Annotated in this window: 15 protein-coding genes; 8 read left to right on the top strand and 7 right to left on the bottom strand. The window is 73.1% G+C overall.

Annotated features, from left to right (window positions below):
• Nucleotides 1-34: 34 nt before the first annotated feature.
• From pstC to pstB, 3 genes are read left to right on the top strand one after another with little or no spacing between them, the layout of a single operon-like run.
• Nucleotides 35-1,126 carry a phosphate ABC transporter permease subunit PstC gene (gene pstC / locus AB0C04_RS19065; RefSeq protein WP_350873393.1) on the top strand — a complete coding sequence of 364 codons (1,092 nt, stop codon included), beginning with the start codon at nt 35-37 and terminating at the stop codon, nt 1,124-1,126.
• A complete protein-coding gene (gene pstA, locus AB0C04_RS19060; RefSeq protein ID WP_357056047.1) occupies nt 1,123-2,211 on the top strand; it encodes a phosphate ABC transporter permease PstA in 1,089 nt (362 codons plus the stop codon). Before pstC ends, pstA begins: the two co-directional genes overlap by 4 nt.
• A gap of 20 nt (nt 2,212-2,231) precedes the next feature.
• Nucleotides 2,232-3,008, top strand: coding sequence for a phosphate ABC transporter ATP-binding protein PstB (gene pstB / locus AB0C04_RS19055; protein WP_350873395.1), 777 nt, complete (start codon nt 2,232-2,234; stop codon nt 3,006-3,008).
• Nucleotides 3,009-3,145: 137 nt separating this feature from the next.
• On the opposite strand, the gene AB0C04_RS19050 is transcribed toward pstB, so the two are convergent.
• Complete coding sequence (locus tag AB0C04_RS19050) at nt 3,146-3,979, bottom strand: NUDIX hydrolase (protein WP_357056044.1); 834 nt, start codon at nt 3,977-3,979, stop codon at nt 3,146-3,148.
• A 69-nt stretch (nt 3,980-4,048) separates the two neighbouring features.
• On the opposite strand from AB0C04_RS19050, the gene AB0C04_RS19045 reads away from it, so the two are divergent.
• Nucleotides 4,049-5,017 carry a Gfo/Idh/MocA family oxidoreductase gene (locus AB0C04_RS19045; protein ID WP_357056041.1) on the top strand — a complete coding sequence of 323 codons (969 nt, stop codon included), beginning with the start codon at nt 4,049-4,051 and terminating at the stop codon, nt 5,015-5,017.
• Nucleotides 5,018-5,112: 95 nt separating this feature from the next.
• Here the strand turns inward: AB0C04_RS19045 and AB0C04_RS19040 are convergent, their stop codons facing one another.
• The 3 genes from AB0C04_RS19040 to AB0C04_RS19030 all read right to left on the bottom strand — a co-directional run bounded on the left by AB0C04_RS19040 (nt 5,113) and on the right by AB0C04_RS19030 (nt 7,840).
• A complete protein-coding gene (locus AB0C04_RS19040) occupies nt 5,113-6,120 on the bottom strand; it encodes an inorganic phosphate transporter (RefSeq protein WP_357056038.1) in 1,008 nt (335 codons plus the stop codon).
• Nucleotides 6,121-6,124: 4 nt separating this feature from the next.
• Entirely contained in the window at nt 6,125-6,751 is a 627-nt protein-coding gene (locus AB0C04_RS19035; protein WP_357056035.1) for a DUF47 family protein, read from the bottom strand.
• A gap of 129 nt (nt 6,752-6,880) precedes the next feature.
• Nucleotides 6,881-7,840, bottom strand: a complete 960-nt coding sequence (locus tag AB0C04_RS19030; protein ID WP_357056032.1) for a PPK2 family polyphosphate kinase — start codon at nt 7,838-7,840, stop codon at nt 6,881-6,883.
• Between the two features lie 179 nt (nt 7,841-8,019).
• On the opposite strand from AB0C04_RS19030, the gene sigJ reads away from it, so the two are divergent.
• A complete protein-coding gene (sigJ, locus tag AB0C04_RS19025) occupies nt 8,020-8,991 on the top strand; it encodes an RNA polymerase sigma factor SigJ (RefSeq protein WP_357056550.1) in 972 nt (323 codons plus the stop codon).
• 13 nt (nt 8,992-9,004) lie between these two features.
• Here sigJ and AB0C04_RS19020 read toward each other — a convergent pair whose 3' ends face one another.
• Nucleotides 9,005-9,511 carry a DUF402 domain-containing protein gene (locus AB0C04_RS19020; RefSeq protein WP_357056029.1) on the bottom strand — a complete coding sequence of 169 codons (507 nt, stop codon included), beginning with the start codon at nt 9,509-9,511 and terminating at the stop codon, nt 9,005-9,007.
• Nucleotides 9,512-9,649: 138 nt separating this feature from the next.
• On the opposite strand from AB0C04_RS19020, the gene AB0C04_RS19015 reads away from it, so the two are divergent.
• A complete protein-coding gene (locus AB0C04_RS19015; protein WP_357056026.1) occupies nt 9,650-11,830 on the top strand; it encodes an ATP-dependent DNA helicase in 2,181 nt (726 codons plus the stop codon).
• Nucleotides 11,831-11,879: 49 nt separating this feature from the next.
• On the opposite strand, the gene AB0C04_RS19010 is transcribed toward AB0C04_RS19015, so the two are convergent.
• Entirely contained in the window at nt 11,880-13,232 is a 1,353-nt protein-coding gene (locus AB0C04_RS19010) for an AI-2E family transporter (protein ID WP_357056023.1), read from the bottom strand.
• Nucleotides 13,233-13,338: 106 nt separating this feature from the next.
• Here AB0C04_RS19010 and AB0C04_RS19005 point away from each other — a divergent pair, with 106 nt between their 5' ends.
• Together AB0C04_RS19005 and AB0C04_RS19000 are read left to right on the top strand one after the other, a co-directional pair.
• Nucleotides 13,339-13,677 carry a co-chaperone GroES gene (locus tag AB0C04_RS19005; RefSeq protein ID WP_357056020.1) on the top strand — a complete coding sequence of 113 codons (339 nt, stop codon included), beginning with the start codon at nt 13,339-13,341 and terminating at the stop codon, nt 13,675-13,677.
• 120 nt (nt 13,678-13,797) lie between these two features.
• A complete protein-coding gene (locus AB0C04_RS19000; RefSeq protein WP_350873406.1) occupies nt 13,798-13,965 on the top strand; it encodes a hypothetical protein in 168 nt (55 codons plus the stop codon).
• 151 nt (nt 13,966-14,116) lie between these two features.
• On the opposite strand, the gene AB0C04_RS18995 is transcribed toward AB0C04_RS19000, so the two are convergent.
• Complete coding sequence (locus AB0C04_RS18995) at nt 14,117-15,595, bottom strand: PrsW family intramembrane metalloprotease (protein ID WP_357056016.1); 1,479 nt, start codon at nt 15,593-15,595, stop codon at nt 14,117-14,119.
• Nucleotide 15,596: the final 1 nt, after the last annotated feature.

Below are 15,596 nucleotides of genomic sequence, written 5' to 3'. Positions count from 1 at the left end.
AACACACCACTCCGCAATCGAATCGAGCGAGCAGATGGGTGAAAACCCCCACCGCTCGGCCGACGCCGGCACCGGCGGGACCCGCGTGACCCAGAGTCACGAGTGGCCCGCCGGTGCCTCGGCGCGTGTGGCCGAGGCACCAGTCAGCACCCGCACCCCGGGCGGCACCGGGCTGGGCGGCGGCGGCGCGCTGCCCCGATCCCGCAAGTTCGGCGCCGAGCGAGCCTTCCGCGGTCTCACCCTGGCCGCCGGCACCGCCGTCCTGGTCATCATCGCGGCGATCGCGGTCTTCCTGATCGCCAAGGCGACACCGGCCCTGCGCGCCAACACCGAGAACTTCTGGACCTTCGAGGGGTGGTTCCCCAACGACGCCGAGCCGAAGTTCGGCATCGGCGCGCTCGCCTTCGGCACCGTGCTCACCGCGGCCCTGGCGCTGGTGGTGGCGGTGCCGGTCGCCCTGGGCATCGCGCTCTACCTCTCCCACTACGCGCCGCGGCGGGTGGGCACCACGCTCGGCTTCCTGATCGACCTGCTCGCCGCCGTGCCCAGCGTGGTCTTCGGTCTGTGGGGCCGGGAGGTCTTCCTGAAGCCGGTACAGGACCTGTCCGTCTGGTTGAACAAGTACTTCAGCTGGATCCCGATCTTCGGCGGCGACGGGCCGTTCGGGAAGTCGATCCTGCTCGGCTCCCTGGTTCTGGCGATCATGGTGCTGCCCATCATCACCTCGCTCTCCCGCGAGGTGTTCCTGCAGACCCCGACCGCCAACGAGGAGGCCGCCCTCGCCCTCGGCGCCACCCGGTGGGAGACGATCCGCACCGCGGTGCTGCCCTACGGCCGGCCCGGCATCATCGCCGCGGTCATGCTCGGCCTGGGCCGGGCGCTCGGCGAGACCATCGCGCTGGCGATGACCCTCGGCATCACCTTCGGCATCTCGTTCAACCTGATCGAGAACGGCGGCAACAGCATCGCCGCGAACATCGCCAACACGTTCGGCGAGGCGAACGAGACCGGACGGGGCGCGCTGATCGCCTCCGGCCTGGTGCTCTTCGCGATCACGCTGATCGTCAACATCACGGCGCGCGTGATCATCTACCGCCGCCGGGAGTTCACGGAGTCGGCCGCATGAGCACCAGCGTCACCACCCACCGTCCCCAACCGGCGGCCCAGCCCGCCACGCTGCGGGCGAAGCGGCTGCCCCGGTACGCCGCACCGGTCATCGCACTGGCGGCCGTGCTGGTCGCCGCCGCCGTGGTGTACGGCGCCGGCATCGGCGGCCCGGCGCTCGTCGTGGTGCTCGGCGCGCTGTTCTACCTGGCCGGGCTCTTCGCCGCGGCGAACGCGGTCGAGGGGCGCCGCTCGGCCCGTAACCGCACCTGGAGCGCGCTGATCCACTCGGCGTTCGTGCTGGCCGTGCTGCCGCTCGCCTCGGTGGTGTGGACGCTGGTCAGCAACGGCGTCGAGCGCCTCGACGGCAACTTCTTCCTCACCTCGATGAACAACATCGGGGCCCGCGACCCGAACGGCGGCGCGTACCACGCGATCGTGGGCACGCTGGAGCAGGTCGGCATCGCCGCCCTGATCACCGTCCCGCTGGGCATCCTCTGCGCCATCTACGTGGTCGAGTACGGCCGAGGCAAGTTCGCCTTCGCGATCCGGTTCTTCGTCGACGTGATGACCGGCATCCCGTCGATCGTCTCGGGTCTCTTCGTCCTGGCGTTCTGGGTGCTGATCGTGTCGCCGTGGTTCAACGACGGCCGGCCGAGCTTCTCCGGCTTCGCCGCGGCGCTCGCGCTCAGCGTGCTGATGCTGCCCACCGTGGTCCGCTCCACCGAGGAGATGCTGCGCCTCGTCCCGGCGCCGCTGCGCGAGGGCGCGTACGCCCTCGGCGTGCCGAAGTGGAAGACGATCGTGCGGATCGTGCTGCCGACCGCGCTGCCGGGCATCGTGACCGGCGTCATGCTCTCCATCGCCCGTGCCGCGGGCGAGACGGCGCCGGTGCTGCTCGTCGCCGGCGGCGGCGCCGGGATCAACTTCAACGCGTTCGAGAACAACCAGTCGTCGCTGGCGCTCTTCGTCTACCAGCAGGCCGGCGACGCCTCCCGGTACGCGCCCGCGCGGGCGTGGACCGCCGCCCTCACCCTGGTCGCCCTCGTGCTGATCCTGACGATCGCGGCGAAGCTGCTGGCCCGTCGCAACCGGCTCGGCCGATGAACCCCGGAGGTACCACCACCATGGCCAAGCGCATCGAAGCCTCGAACGTCACCGCCTACTACGGCGGCTTCAAGGCGATCGAGAACATCAGCCTGACCGTCGAGCCCAAGACGGTGACCGCCCTGATCGGCCCGTCCGGCTGCGGCAAGTCCACCTTCCTCCGCTCGATCAACCGGATGCACGAGGTGCTCCCCGGAGCCCGGGTCGAGGGCAGCCTCACCATCGACGACCAGGACATCTACGACCGGGACGTGGACGTCACCGCGGTCCGGCGCATGATCGGCATGGTCTTCCAGCGGCCGAACCCGTTCCCCACCATGAGCATCTACGAGAACGTGGTGGCCGGGCTGCGGCTCAACGGCGTACGGAAGAAGTCGATCCTGGACGAGGCCGCGGAGAAGGCGCTCCGCTCGGCGAACCTCTGGGACGAGGTCAAGGACCGGCTCGGCAAGCCCGGCGCCGGCCTCTCCGGCGGTCAGCAGCAGCGGCTCTGCATCGCCCGGACGATCGCGGTCGAGCCGCAGGTCGTGCTCATGGACGAGCCCTGCTCGGCGCTCGACCCGATCTCCACGCTGGCCATCGAGGACCTGATGTTCCAGCTCAAGGACAAGTTCACGATCATCATCGTCACGCACAACATGCAGCAGGCCGCCCGCGTCTCGGACCGCACGGCGTTCTTCTCGATCGAGAAGACCGGCGACCCGGGTCGGCTGATCGAGTACGACAACACCCAGCGGATCTTCAGCAACCCGAGCGTGAAGAAGACCGAGGACTACATCACCGGCCGCTTCGGCTGAGCCGTCCCCGGTACGCGTTCCACGGCAGAGTGGCCATTCAAAGGGGGATGGCCACTCTCTCCGTTCCCGGGCACGGCGGCCGCCGGGCCGCGCTGACCAGCGGGTCCGGTCGGCCGGCCGGCGACGGGGCGACGGGGTCAGGGCAGCAGGAAGCGCGGCTCGCCGTCCGGGGACAGCTCCAGGCGTGGGGTGACCGGGGTGGCCGCGTCCCGGGTCGCCGCCGCGCGCACCACGCCGGCCAGGTCACCGGCGGCCGCCACCTGGGCCAGGGTGACCAGGGTCGGTGGCAGCATCGTCAGCTCGCCCGCCTCGGCCCGGTCCCGGGCCTGCGCCGGGCGGATCCAGAGCGCGTGGTCGGCCTCGCCGGAGACGTTGCGGGTCCGCTGCCCCTCGGGCAGCAGAGCGACGAAGAAGTACGTGTCGAACCGGCGGGGCTCGAACTCCGGGGTGATCCACCGGCTCCACGGCAGCAGCAGGTCGGAGCGGAGGGTGAGCCCGCGAGCGGCGAGCAGGTCGGCGAAGCCGCCCCGGTGCTGCTCCAGCGCGACCCGGGCGGCCTCCCAGTCGTCGCCGCTCACGTCGCCGACCACGCTGGCCGCGTCGGCGCCGGCGAGCAGCACCCCGGCCTCCTCGAAGACCTCCCGCCCGGCGGCGCAGACCACCGCCTGCGCGGCGTCCGGCGCGAGCCCGAGCCGGCCGCCCCAGTCCGCCGGGGTCGGGCCGGCCCAGCCGAGGTGCGCCTGGGAGTCCGACCGATCCACGCCGCCGCCCGGAAAGGCGTACATCCCGCCGAAGGCCATCGCGGCGACCCGGCGGATCAGGTACACCTCGAAGTCTCCGTCGGCCGGACGGAGCAGCAGCACCGTCGCCGCCACCCGGGGCACGGCCGGCACGCCGCCCTCGGCCCGGAACCGCCGGGCGTGCTCCACCAGGGCCGGCGGCGCGGCGAAGCCGTCGCGGTCGATCGTCATGCCGCGAGCCTAGTTCCCGATGGTGGATCATCCGATCGGCCGCCCGTCGCTCTTCGCTAGCGTTGCGGCATGACTCGTTGGGGAATCCTGGCCACCGGCCACATCGCCGGTCGGTTCGCCGAAGACCTCCGGCACGTACCGGGCGCCGAGCTGGTCGCGGTCGGTTCCCGCACCGCCGAGAGCGCGAAGCTCTTCGCCGACCGGCACGGCGCCCCACGGGCGTACGGCTCCTGGGCGGAGCTGGCCGCGGACCCGGAGCTGGACGCGGTGTACGTGGCGACGCCGCACGCCGCCCACCACGAGGCCGCCATGACGCTGCTGGCCGCCGGACGAGCGGTGCTGCTGGAGAAGCCGTTCACCCTCGACCTGGCGACCAGCGCCGAGCTGGTCGAGACCGCCCGCGCCGCCGGGGTCTTCCTGATGGAGGCCATGTGGATGCGGACCAACCCGCTGATCCTGCGCATGGTCGAGCTGATCGCGCAGGGGGCGATCGGCACGGTGACCGCCGTGCAGGCCGACTTCGGGGTGGCCGGGCCGTTCCCACCCGAGCACCGGATGCGGGCCCGGGTGCTGGGCGGTGGCGCCCTGCTCGACCTGGGCGTCTACCCGCTGAGCCTGGCGCACCTGCTGCTCGGGGTGCCCCAGCACGTCCGGTCCTGGGCGAAGCTGAGCCCGGAGGGGGTGGACGAGAACACCGGCGTCGTCCTCGGCTACGACTCGGGTGCGGTCGCCACCCTGAGCTGCGGCATCGTCGGCGCCAGCCCGCTGGTCGCCTCGATCACCGGCACCGCCGGCCGGATCGAGCTGCCGTCGCCGTTCTTCCGACCGGCCTCGATGACCCTGCACCGCGCCGACGCCGAGCCGGAGACGATCGCCGCCGACCTGACCGGGGGCGGCTACCAGTACGAGGCGATCGAGGTGCAGCGCTGCCTGGCGGCGGGGCTCACCGAGAGCCCGCTGGTGCCGCACGCCACCACCCTCGAGGTGATGGCCCTGCTCGACACCATCCGTGGCCAGATCGGCGTGGATTACGCGTGACATCGGTCCCCGCCGCCGATCCGGCGGCGGCTGGTCATGCCACGGGCCCCCGGTCGCCGTTCGAGCGGCGACCAGGGGCCCGGTGTCGTTGGCGGTCAGCCGAAGAGCGGGCGGACCAGCAGGTAGGTGAGGCAGGCGATCAGCGCGGCCGCCGGGAACGTGATGATCCAGGCGAGCACGATGTTGCCGGCGACGTTCCAGCGCACGGCGGAGAGCCGCTTGGTCGCGCCCACACCCATGATCGCCGAGGTGATCGTGTGGGTGGTGGAGATCGGCGCCTTCAGCACCAGGGCGTTGAAGTAGAGCACCGCGCTGGCCACCGTCTCGGCGGCGAAGCCCTCCGGCGGGCCCAGGTCGATGATCTTCCGACCCAGGGTCCGGATGATCCGCCAGCCGCCGGCGTACGTGCCGAGCGCCAGCATCGTCGCCGAGGTCCAGAAGACCCAGCCCGGGATGTGCGTCTTGTCGTCCTGGAAGCCACCGGTGTAGAGAGCGAGGACCACGATGCCCATGGTCTTCGCCGCGTCCTGCATGCCGTGGCCGACCGACATGGCCGCCGCCGAGGCGGTCTGCGCCCAGCGGAAGCCCCGGTTGAGCCGGCCCGGCTGCCCCTTCCGGAACAGCCAGAGGATGGCCAGCATCACCACGTAGCCGAGGGTGAGGCCGACGATCGGCGAGAGCACCATCGGCAGGAGGACCTTCTCCCCGATGTTGACCCACTGCACGATGCCGCCGGTGGAGAGCAGGGTCGCGCCGACCAGGCCGCCGAAGAGCGCGTGCGAGGAGGACGACGGCAGGCCGAAGTACCAGGTGATCAGGTTCCAGGCGATCGCCCCGAGCACGCCGGCGAAGACCACCCCCAGGCTGGACACCCCGGTGGGCAGGGACACCAGGCCGTCGCCGACCGTCTTGGCCACCCCGGCGCCGAAGTGGGCGCCGACGAAGTTGCCGACGGCGGCCAGCAGCAGGGCGATCCTGGGGGTCAAGGCGCGGGTCGAGACACTTGTCGCGATCGCGTTGGCGGCGTCGTGGAAGCCGTTGGTGTAGTCGAACGCCAGGGCCACCGCGATCACCGCCAGCACGGCGATGAGTTCGGGTGTCACAGGATCAGGACTCCTTGACCGCGATGGTCTCGACGGTGTTGGCCACGTGCTCGAAGGCGTCGCAGGCGGCCTCCAGCTCGTCGGCGACCTCCTTCATCTTGAGCACGGTCAACGCGTCGTACTCGCCGGAGAAGAGTCGGACCAGCAGCATCCGGTACGCCTGGTCGCCTTCGTTCTCCAGCCGGTTGCACTCGATCCAGTAGTCCTCGAGATCCTTCATCGACTTCAGCCGGGGCATCGCCTCGGCGGTCAGCTTCGCCTGCAGGTCGAGCACGTTGACCAGCTCGTGCATCTCCCGGGGCAGCGACGGCAGCTTGGTCAGGCCGTAGAGGTAGAGCAGGTTGCCGACCGCCTCCAGGTGGTCCATCACGTCGTCGAGCAGCGAGCCGAGCCGGTAGATGTCCTCCCGGTCGAACGGCGTGATGAAGGTGGAGTTGATCTTCTTGTACAGCTCGTGGGTGATCTGGTCGCTGTCGTGCTCCACCTCGGTGAGCCGCTCGCTCACCGACTGCACCTCGACGCCCGGCAGGGACAGCTCGTTGAGCAGCTCGGTGCCCCGGACCAGGTTCTGTGCGGCCCTGGTGAAGAGCTCGTAGAAGGCGCCCTCGGTGGGGCGGAAGGAAAACTTCACTGCACGGACCTCGTCGTGTCGGTGGAAGGGTGGCGGAGCCCGCGCGAGCGCCCGCCCTGGGAATGCTAGGGAACGCTGATGGCGGGCATTCGGCGGCCCACCCCTGGTAGGACCGCATTCACCGCTCGTTCACCTTCCGTTCACCTCGGTCGTCCCTTCCGCCTCCACTCCCCCAGACCGCAGCCGCTCGCGCTCCCGCGCCAGGTCAAAACCGGCTGGCGGATACCCCAGGTCGAGAGTGTCGAACGTCTCCCGCAGCAGGTGGGCCACCGCCCAGTCCCGGTACCACTTCCGGTCGGCCGGCACCACGAACCAGGGCGCGGAGTCCGGGCCGCACCGGCTCAGCGCGTCGGCGTACGCGGCCTGGTAGTCGTCCCACCGGGCCCGGGCGTCGACGTCCGAGGGGTTGTACTTCCAGTGCTTGCGCGGGTCGTCGAGCCGAGCCAGCAGGCGCGCGCCCTGCTCGGCGTAGGAGATGTGCAGCATCACCTTGATCAGGGTCACCCCGGCGTCGGTCAGCTCCCGCTCGAAGGTGTTTATCTCGTCGTACCTGGCCCGCCAGACGGCCGCCGGCACCAGCGACCCGACCCGGGCCGCCAGCACGTCCTCGTAGTGCGAGCGGTTGAAGACGCCCACGTACCCGGGCGGCGGCAACGCCCGCCGGATCCGCCACAGGAAGTCGTGCCCCAGCTCCTCCGGCGTGGGCGGGCCGAAGGAGCGGATGTGCAGGCCGAGCGGGTTCATCGCGCCGGCGACCCGCTTGATCGTGCCGTCCTTGCCGCCGCTGTCCATCGCCTGGAGCACGAGCAGCACCCGGGGCGGCGCGGAGCCGGCCGGATCGGGCGCGGACTCGGCGGCCTTGGCGGTGGCGTAGAGCATCTCCTGCTGGCGGCCGAGCCCGGCGCCGAGCAGCTCGACCTGCTCCCGGGCCCAGCCCTTGCGGTGCTCGCCGGTCACCGCCGCGTCGGGCAGCCCCGGCGTGGACCGCGGGTCGATCGAGCCGAGGTGGACCGGCGCGGTCACCCGCAGCAGCTCCCGCACCGGCCCGCCGACCGGCGGCACGACCACTCTCTCCCGAGGTGCGCTCATCCCCGGATCATCACCCACCCGCCCCGGATCCGCCCGTCGAGCGGCCTCTCCCAGCCCGGCCGTTCCGCCCCCCCCCCCCGAGCGGAGCTCTCGTGGCCCGGCTGTCACGTTCGGGGCGGCGGCGGTGTCCCAGGGGCGGGAGGATGTGCGCCGGGACTCGGCGGCGGGAGGGGCACGTGGTGCGGGATCTGGCGACGGAGTTCGAGGCCGAGCGGGGGCGGCTGCTGGCGGTGGCCCACCGGATGCTGGGCAGCCGCAGCGAGGCCGAGGACGCCGTGCAGGAGACCTGGCTGCGCTACGCCAACGCGCTCGCCGACCCGGCCGCGCGCGCCGAGATCCGCGAGCTGTCCGCCTGGCTGACCACCACCTGCGCCCGGATCTGCCTGGACGTGCTCCGCTCCGCCCGGGTACGCCGGGAGGCGTACGTCGGCCAGTGGCTGCCGGAGCCGGTGGTGACCCCGGTGGAGTCCTCCGGCCGGGGCGACGGTTTCGCCCCCGATCCGGCCGAACGGGCGGTCCGTACCGACCAGCTCGGCACCGCCCTGCTGGTGGTGCTGGAGCGGCTCGCGCCGGAGCAGCGGGTCGCCTTCGTCCTGCACGATGTGTTTGCGGTGCCGTTCGCCCGGATCGCCGAGGCGCTCGGCACCACCGAGGTCGCCGCCCGGCAGCTCGCCTCCCGGGCCCGCCGCGCGGTCAGCGCGCCGGACCTGCCCCGGCACACCGCCGACCCGGCCGAGCAGCGGCGGGTGGTCGCCGCGTTCGTCGCCGCCGCCGAGTCCGGCGAGCTGGACCGGCTCCTGCACCTGCTCGCCCCGGACGTGGTCCTCATCGGCGACAGCGGCGGGCACTTCCCCACGGCCCGCCGCCCGGTCGTCGGCGCGGACGCGGTCGGCCGCTTCACCGTCGGCCTCTTCGGCCGGGCCGGCCGCTACCACCAGCAGCTGTTGGCGCGGCCGGTGCTGATCGACGGCGTGTTCGGCCTCCAGCTCGAGACGGTGCACACCGACGGCCGGCCGATCCGGCTGGTCACCGCGTTCGCGGTGCACGACGGCCGGATCACCGCGATCTTCAACCAGCTCAACCCGGCGAAGCTCACCGACCTGCCGCCGCTCGACCCGGCCGAGGCGCAGGTGTGGCCGCCCCGCTGGTGAGCCGGAGGCCCGCTCAGACCACCAGGGCCAGCCACTTCCGGTAGGAGGTGGCGAACGGCTCGGTGCCGTCGCCGAGCGCGTCGAAGAGCCACCGGGCCGCCGCCTCCGCCTGGGCCACCAGCTCGTCCGGATAGCCGAACCGGACCCGGTGCTCGGCGAACTCGTCCTCGTCACGCAGCTCGACCGCGCCGGTGGCCCGGCGGCGGACCACGTCCAGGTCGAGGTCGAAGAGGTGGACGGTGTCGTCGGATTCCCACCGGGCCGGGCTGGCGATGTCGCAGTAGACCTCGCTGGTCCGCGGCGGCGGGTTGAACATGCCGGTCCACCAGGCGGAATGCGGGACCAGGAGGACGAACGGGATCTGCTCCACCGACGGTCGACCGTGGTAGACCGACTTGGTGCCGGCGGGCACACCGAGCCAGACGCCGAGGTCGTCCTCGGCGAGCCGACGGGCCGGGTAGTCGCGGTGGGCGCTGCCGTCGTACTTGCGGTAGATCACGCGGACCACGTCGCTCGGCATGAGTCGCACCCTAACCGATCCCACCCACTCGTCGTAGCGCCGCCGTAACCGGACGGGCAGGCTGGAATTCCGCACCGGGAGCACGCCACGCGGCGGAGCGGCGCGGCCGGTGTCGGCGACGACGGGTACCGTCGCACGGTGACTCCGCCCCGCGCCGCCACCGGATCCAGCACCCCGTCGGCCCGCTCCGGCCGGCGCCGGGGCGCCCGGTCCAGCGGCGCGGAACTGCTCGCGGCCGCCGTGGGCGCGGTGCCGGGCGGCGCCGCCCGCCCCGGCCAGCAGGAGATGGCGACGGCGATCGAGGAGTGCGTGTCGTCCCGCGAGCACCTGTTGGTCCAGGCCGGCACGGGCACCGGCAAGTCGCTGGCCTACCTCGCCCCGGCCCTGACCGTCGACGGGCCGGTGGTGGTCTCCACCGCCACCCTGGCCCTGCAGTCCCAGCTGGTCGAGCACGATCTGCCTCGGCTCGCCGACGCGGTCGAGCCGCTGCTGGGCCGCCGGCCAACCTTCGCCGTGCTCAAGGGTCGGCACCACTACCTGTGCCTGGCCCGGCTGGACAACTCGACCGAGGATGAGCCGGAGGACACGCTCTTCGACGCGCCGGCGGCCCGCCCGGCCGCCGGCAAGTGGCTCGGTGAGGCGGGCCGGCTCGGCAAGCAGGTCGAGCGGTTGCGCGACTGGGCGGCGGAGACCGAGACCGGCGACCGGGACGAGCTGGATCCGGGCGTCGACGACCAGGCCTGGCGGCTGGTCTCGATGCCGGCCCGGGAGTGCGTCGGCGCGGGGCGCTGCCCGTTCGGCGCCGAGTGTTTCGCCGAGGCGTCCCGGGCCCGGGCCCGCGAGGCCGACATCGTGGTGACCAACCACAGCCTGCTCGCGGTCGACATGCTGGCCGGGCGGCAGATCGTCCCACCGCACAAGCTGCTCATCGTCGACGAGGCGCACGAGCTCGCCGACCGCGTCTCCTCGGCGGCGCAGGCCGAGCTGGTGCCGGAGCTGATCGACCGGTCCACCCGCCGGGCCCGGCCGCTGCTGCGACCGGAGACCGCCGACGCGCTCACCGCCGCCGGCGACGCCCTCGCCGTCGGCCTGGCGGAGGCGCCGGCCGGGCGGATCACCGCCGGGCTGCCCGCGCCGCTGCGCGAGGCGTGCACCCTGCTCGACGCGGCCACCCGCGCCGCGCTCGACGGGATCGGCGACATCAAGGCGGACGACCCCGATCCGGTACGCAAGCAGCAGGCCAAGGCGGTGCTCGACGAGCTCTCCACCACGGCGCAGCGGTTGCTCGAGGAGAGCGAGCACGACGTGGCCTGGGTGGAGAAGCCCGACAACGGCTCGCGTCGGGCGCTGGTGGTGGCGCCGCTCTCGGTCGCCGGGACCCTCGCCACCCACCTCTACGACGAGCGCACCGTGGTCGCCACCTCCGCCACCCTGACCCTGGGCGGCCGGTTCGACACGGTGGCCCGGGCGCTCGGGCTGGACGCGCCGACCCCGGCTCCGCCCTCGCCGGCCGCCGCCGCGCTGGCCGCCTCCACCGGCCGCCCCGCCGCGGGCACGCCGGGCACGGGCGTGAACGGCGCACCGACGGGCGCGAGCCGTGCCGAGCCGGGCGGACGACCGGGTGCGCTGATCCCCGCCAGCAGCGGGCCGGGCTGGCGCTCGCTCGACGTCGGCTCGCCGTTCGACTACGCGCGGCAGGGCATCCTCTACGTCGCCGCGCACCTGCCCCGCCCGAGTGTCTCCGGTCTGCCCGACCCGGCCGGTGAGGAGCTGCTCTCGCTGGTCGAGGCGCTCGGTGGCCGTACTCTCGGGCTCTTCTCCTCCCGGCGGGCCGCGCAGCAGGCGGCGGAGCTGGTCCGCGCGCGGACCGACCTGCCCGTGCTGCTCCAGGGCGAGGAGGCCCTGCCGCTGCTGGTCCGCCGGTTCCGCGAGGAGCGGTCCAGCTGCCTGTTCGGAGTGATGTCGCTCTGGCAGGGCGTCGACGTGCCGGGCGACGCCTGCCAGCTGGTGGTGATCGACCGGCTGCCCTTCCCCCGCCCCGACGAGCCGCTGGCGGCGGCCCGGTCCGCCGCGGTGGACGCCGGCGGCGGGTCGGGCTTCGCCGCGGTCAGCGTGCCGATCGCGGCGATCAGGCTCGCTCAGGGGGTGGGGCGGCTGATCCGGGCGACCGGCGACCGGGGCGTGGTCGCGGTGCTCGACTCGCGGCTGGAGACGGCCCGCGGTTACGGGCCGTTCCTGCGCCGCTCGCTGCCCCCGTTCTGGTACACCACCCGCCCCGACGTCGCCCGGGGCGCCCTGGAGCGCCTCGCCAAGGCCTGAAACTCTCCGACGCCGGGCACGAAGGCCCGGCGCCGGGTAGAGCGTCGGCTCAGGGCGCCTGGGAGGCGACCACCACGGCGTCCGGCGGGGTGTCCGGCACCGTGCGGGCGGCGAGCCGGCGGACCGCCGTGTTGAGCACCGCGATCAGCGGTACGGAGACCAGCGCGCCGGTGATGCCCGCGAGCACCACGCCGGCGGCGATGCCGATGATCACCGCGAGCGGGTGGATGGCCACCGCCCGGCCCATGATCAGCGGCTGGAGCACGTGTCCCTCCAGCTGCTGCACCCCGACCACCGCGCCGAGGATGATCAGCGCGGTCACCGGGCCGCTGTCGACCAGCGCGATCAGCACCGCCACGCCGCCGGAGAGCGCCGCGCCGACGATCGGGATGAACGCGCCGAGGAAGACCAGCGCGGCTAGCGGGAAGGCGAACGGGACGTCGAAGATGACCAGGAAGATGCCGATGCCGACCGCGTCGATGAAGGCCACCAGCACGGTCGCCCGGACGTACGCCCCGAGCGTCGCCCAGGAGGCCCGGCCGGCGTCGTCGACCTTCCACCGGGCGGCCACCGGCAGCAGCCGGACCAGGAAGCGCCAGATCCGGTTGCCGTCGCGGAGGAAGAAGAACGTCGCGAAGAGCACCAGGATGGTGCCGGTCAGCACCTCGGCCAGGGTGGCGGCCGTGCTGAGCGCCCCGCTGGTGAACCGCTGGGTGTTGCCGTTGATCCAGTGCTGCGCCTCGTCGATGTAACGGTCGAGCTGGGTGTCGGAGAGGTGCAGTGGGCCCGTCTTCAGCCAGTTCTGGATCTGCCGGACGCCCTCCGAGGACTTCTCGCTCAGCTCCGGCACCCCCTGGATGAACTCGTTCACCACCAGGGTCAGCGTGCCGATCACCGCCGCCAGGCCACCGACCAGCACCACCGCGGTCGCCAACGAGCGGGGGAAGCGGGCCCGCAGCAGCCAGCCGACCGCCGGCGCCAGCAGGGCCGAGAGCAGCAACGCGATGGCCAGCGGGATGATCACGATCTTGATGGTGCTGACGATCGTCAGCAGCGCCCAGGCCACCGCGCCGACCACGATCAACCGCCAGGACCACGCGGCGGCGATCCGCAGCGCGTGCGGCACGTCGGCGTCGTCCCGGCTGGTGGTCGAGGTGTGCATCGCCGCGGGAGCGGGGGCGCCGACCACCGTCGCCGTCGGCGGCGCCACCGGCCCCGGCGAGGTCGGTGAGGCCACTCCAGCCACCTCCGGTGGGCCGTCGGTCCGGTCCCGGCCGGACCGTACGGAGTCCCGTCCCGACTGGTACGCGCGGCCGAGCCGCTCGCGTATCCGCTCGAAGCGGCTCAAGCGCACCTCCTGGCAAGACGACCGGTCCGCCCACGGCGACAGGTCGGACAGCATACGCCGGACCGCACCACAGTAGGGCAGTTCCGCCATCCATTGCCCCGGTCACCACCTCGGTAACCACCGGCGGGAGTCGACCGGGCGACACGGTAGCGTCTGCGGCGTGACCGCCCACGACAATCTCGACTCCGGCCTGCCGATCCGCATGCTGCACGACCGGGTGCTGGTCCGGATGGAGGGCAGCGAGGGCGAGCGGCGTTCGACCGCCGGCATCGTGATCCCGGCGACCGCGGCCGTGGGCAAGCGGCTGGCGTGGGCGACCGCCGTCGGGGTGGGTCCGAACGTCCGCTCCATCGTCTCCGGCGACCGGGTGCTCTTCGACCCCGACGACCGCTCCGAGGTCGAGCTGCACGGCCGGGGCTACGTCCTGCTCCGCGAGCGGGACGTGCACGCCGTCGCCGCCGAACGGGTCGAGAACGACTCCACCGGGCTCTACCTCTAGGTCCGCACCCCAGGCGCACCCGCCTCGCCGGCGGCGAAGATTCCGCCGTTGCCGTCGCGGGCGTCGTTTGCACCGCCCCCGGCCGGGAAGCCAGCCGCACCACCGCCCTGGGGAGGGACGATGCCCGAGTGGATTAGGAAGCTGCTTTTCTGGGGCTTCATCGGATTCCTGATCTACTTCATGGCGTTCCGGCCGGACGGCGCGGCGGCGACGTTCAAGGCGATCGGCGCGGGCCTCATGGCGATGTTCCAGGGTCTCGGTGACTTCCTCACCGGCCTGATGGCCTGACCGGCCGGCCGGCCCGCACCGATCCCGCGACGCCGAGCGGCCGCGTACGGCCGCCACGCCGAACCGGCCGCGCGCGCGGAGCACCGGGCACGCCGCCCGGTCGGCGCTGGCTCCGCACCCCGGCGCCGCCCGGGGACCAGCGCCCGTCCGGTCAGGAACGCCCCGGCCAGCCCGGGTGCGGGCCGTACCAGCCCGGCGGCGGATAACCGGCCGGATGCGCGGGCGGCGGCGCGGCGAGCACCACCGGGATCGGCACCACCGGCTCCTCCGGCGGGTCCACCGCCCGCTGCGAGCCGTCCGGGAACCGCAGGTGGTAGCGGTTCCCGTCCCACACCCCGGCGGGGGCCTGCGGATCGCGACCGGCGAAGAACGACCGGTACGCGGTGATCGCGTCCAGCAACTCCCGTTCCTCCCGCGCGGTCCGCTCCCGGTCTACCGGCCGGCGGTCCAGGCCCCGCAGCGAGCCGTCGCGCAGCAGCGCCAGCCGGGTGGCGGCGAACTGGTAACCACGCATCGCCTTAACCCCGCCGTCGCCGGCCACCCGGCGCGCCCAGGCCCGCGCCGCGTGCCGGCGGCCCAGGCTGCTCAGCGCCGCCACCTCGGGCGGGCTCAGCCAGCCGGCACGGACGTAGTCCGGCAGGGTCCGCTCGGTGAGCCGCCCCTCCCAGGCGCGCAGCCAGACCGCCAGCCCGACCATGCCGAAGAAGATCGGCACCATCACCCCGATGAAGCCGTACAGCATGATCAACGCCTGGCCGGTGGCCTGGGTCAGCGTCGGCAGCAGGTTCCAGGTGCCGTGCAGCATCATGGCCAGCAACAGGCCGGCGATCGGGGCCAGCACCCGGACCCGGCGGTCGGCGGTACGCGCGGCGATGCCCAGCCCCACCCCGGTCATCGAGGTGAAGAGCGGATGGGCGAACCCGAAGAGCAGGATCCGGACGATGAAGATGGCGATGACCTGCTGGGCGCCGGTCGCCGGCCCGAACTGCTCCACGCCGGTCCGGAAGCCGTAGCCGCCGAGGTAGAGGATGTTCTCCACCATGGCGAAACCGACCGCGGAGAGCCCGCAGTAGACCAGGCCGTCGGTGATCCCCGACCACTCCCGGCGCCGGAAGATCAGCAGCAGGATCGGCCCGAGCGCCTTGGTCAACTCCTCGACGAACGGCGCGACCAGCACGCTGGTGAGGGCGGACGGCAGCCCCCAGTCGTCGAACCGGCGGGCGGCGAACTCGTTCACGGTGAGCGCGGCGGCGGTGGAGACGAACGCGCCCCAGGTGAAGCAGAAGACCAGGTACTTCAGCGGTTCCGGTTCGTACCGGTCGAGCCAGAGGAAGCACCCGACCAGCACCGGCACCGGCAGGATGGCGGCCACCAGGCCGATCAGCAGCGCCTGGGCGCCGAGGCTCTCGCCCAGGGTGAAGGCCATGAAGGTCGCGCAGGCGGCGATGAAGAGCACCACCGCGGCGAGCACCAGGAACCGTCGCCAGCCGAGCCGGCGCAGCGGCATCCGGGGCGCGGCACCGGGCGCGGGCGGGGCGGGAGGCGCGGTCGGCGACGGCAGGGCTCCGCCGGGCGGGGTGTCGGCCATGCGGTCAGCGTAGCCATCCCCGGCCGGCTGGTTCGGCCGCATC

Source organism: Micromonospora sp. NPDC048909, assembly GCF_040649635.1.
In the GTDB taxonomy this organism is placed as follows: Bacteria; Actinomycetota; Actinomycetes; order Mycobacteriales; family Micromonosporaceae; genus Micromonospora.
This window is presented reverse-complemented; position numbering and strand designations above follow the sequence as displayed.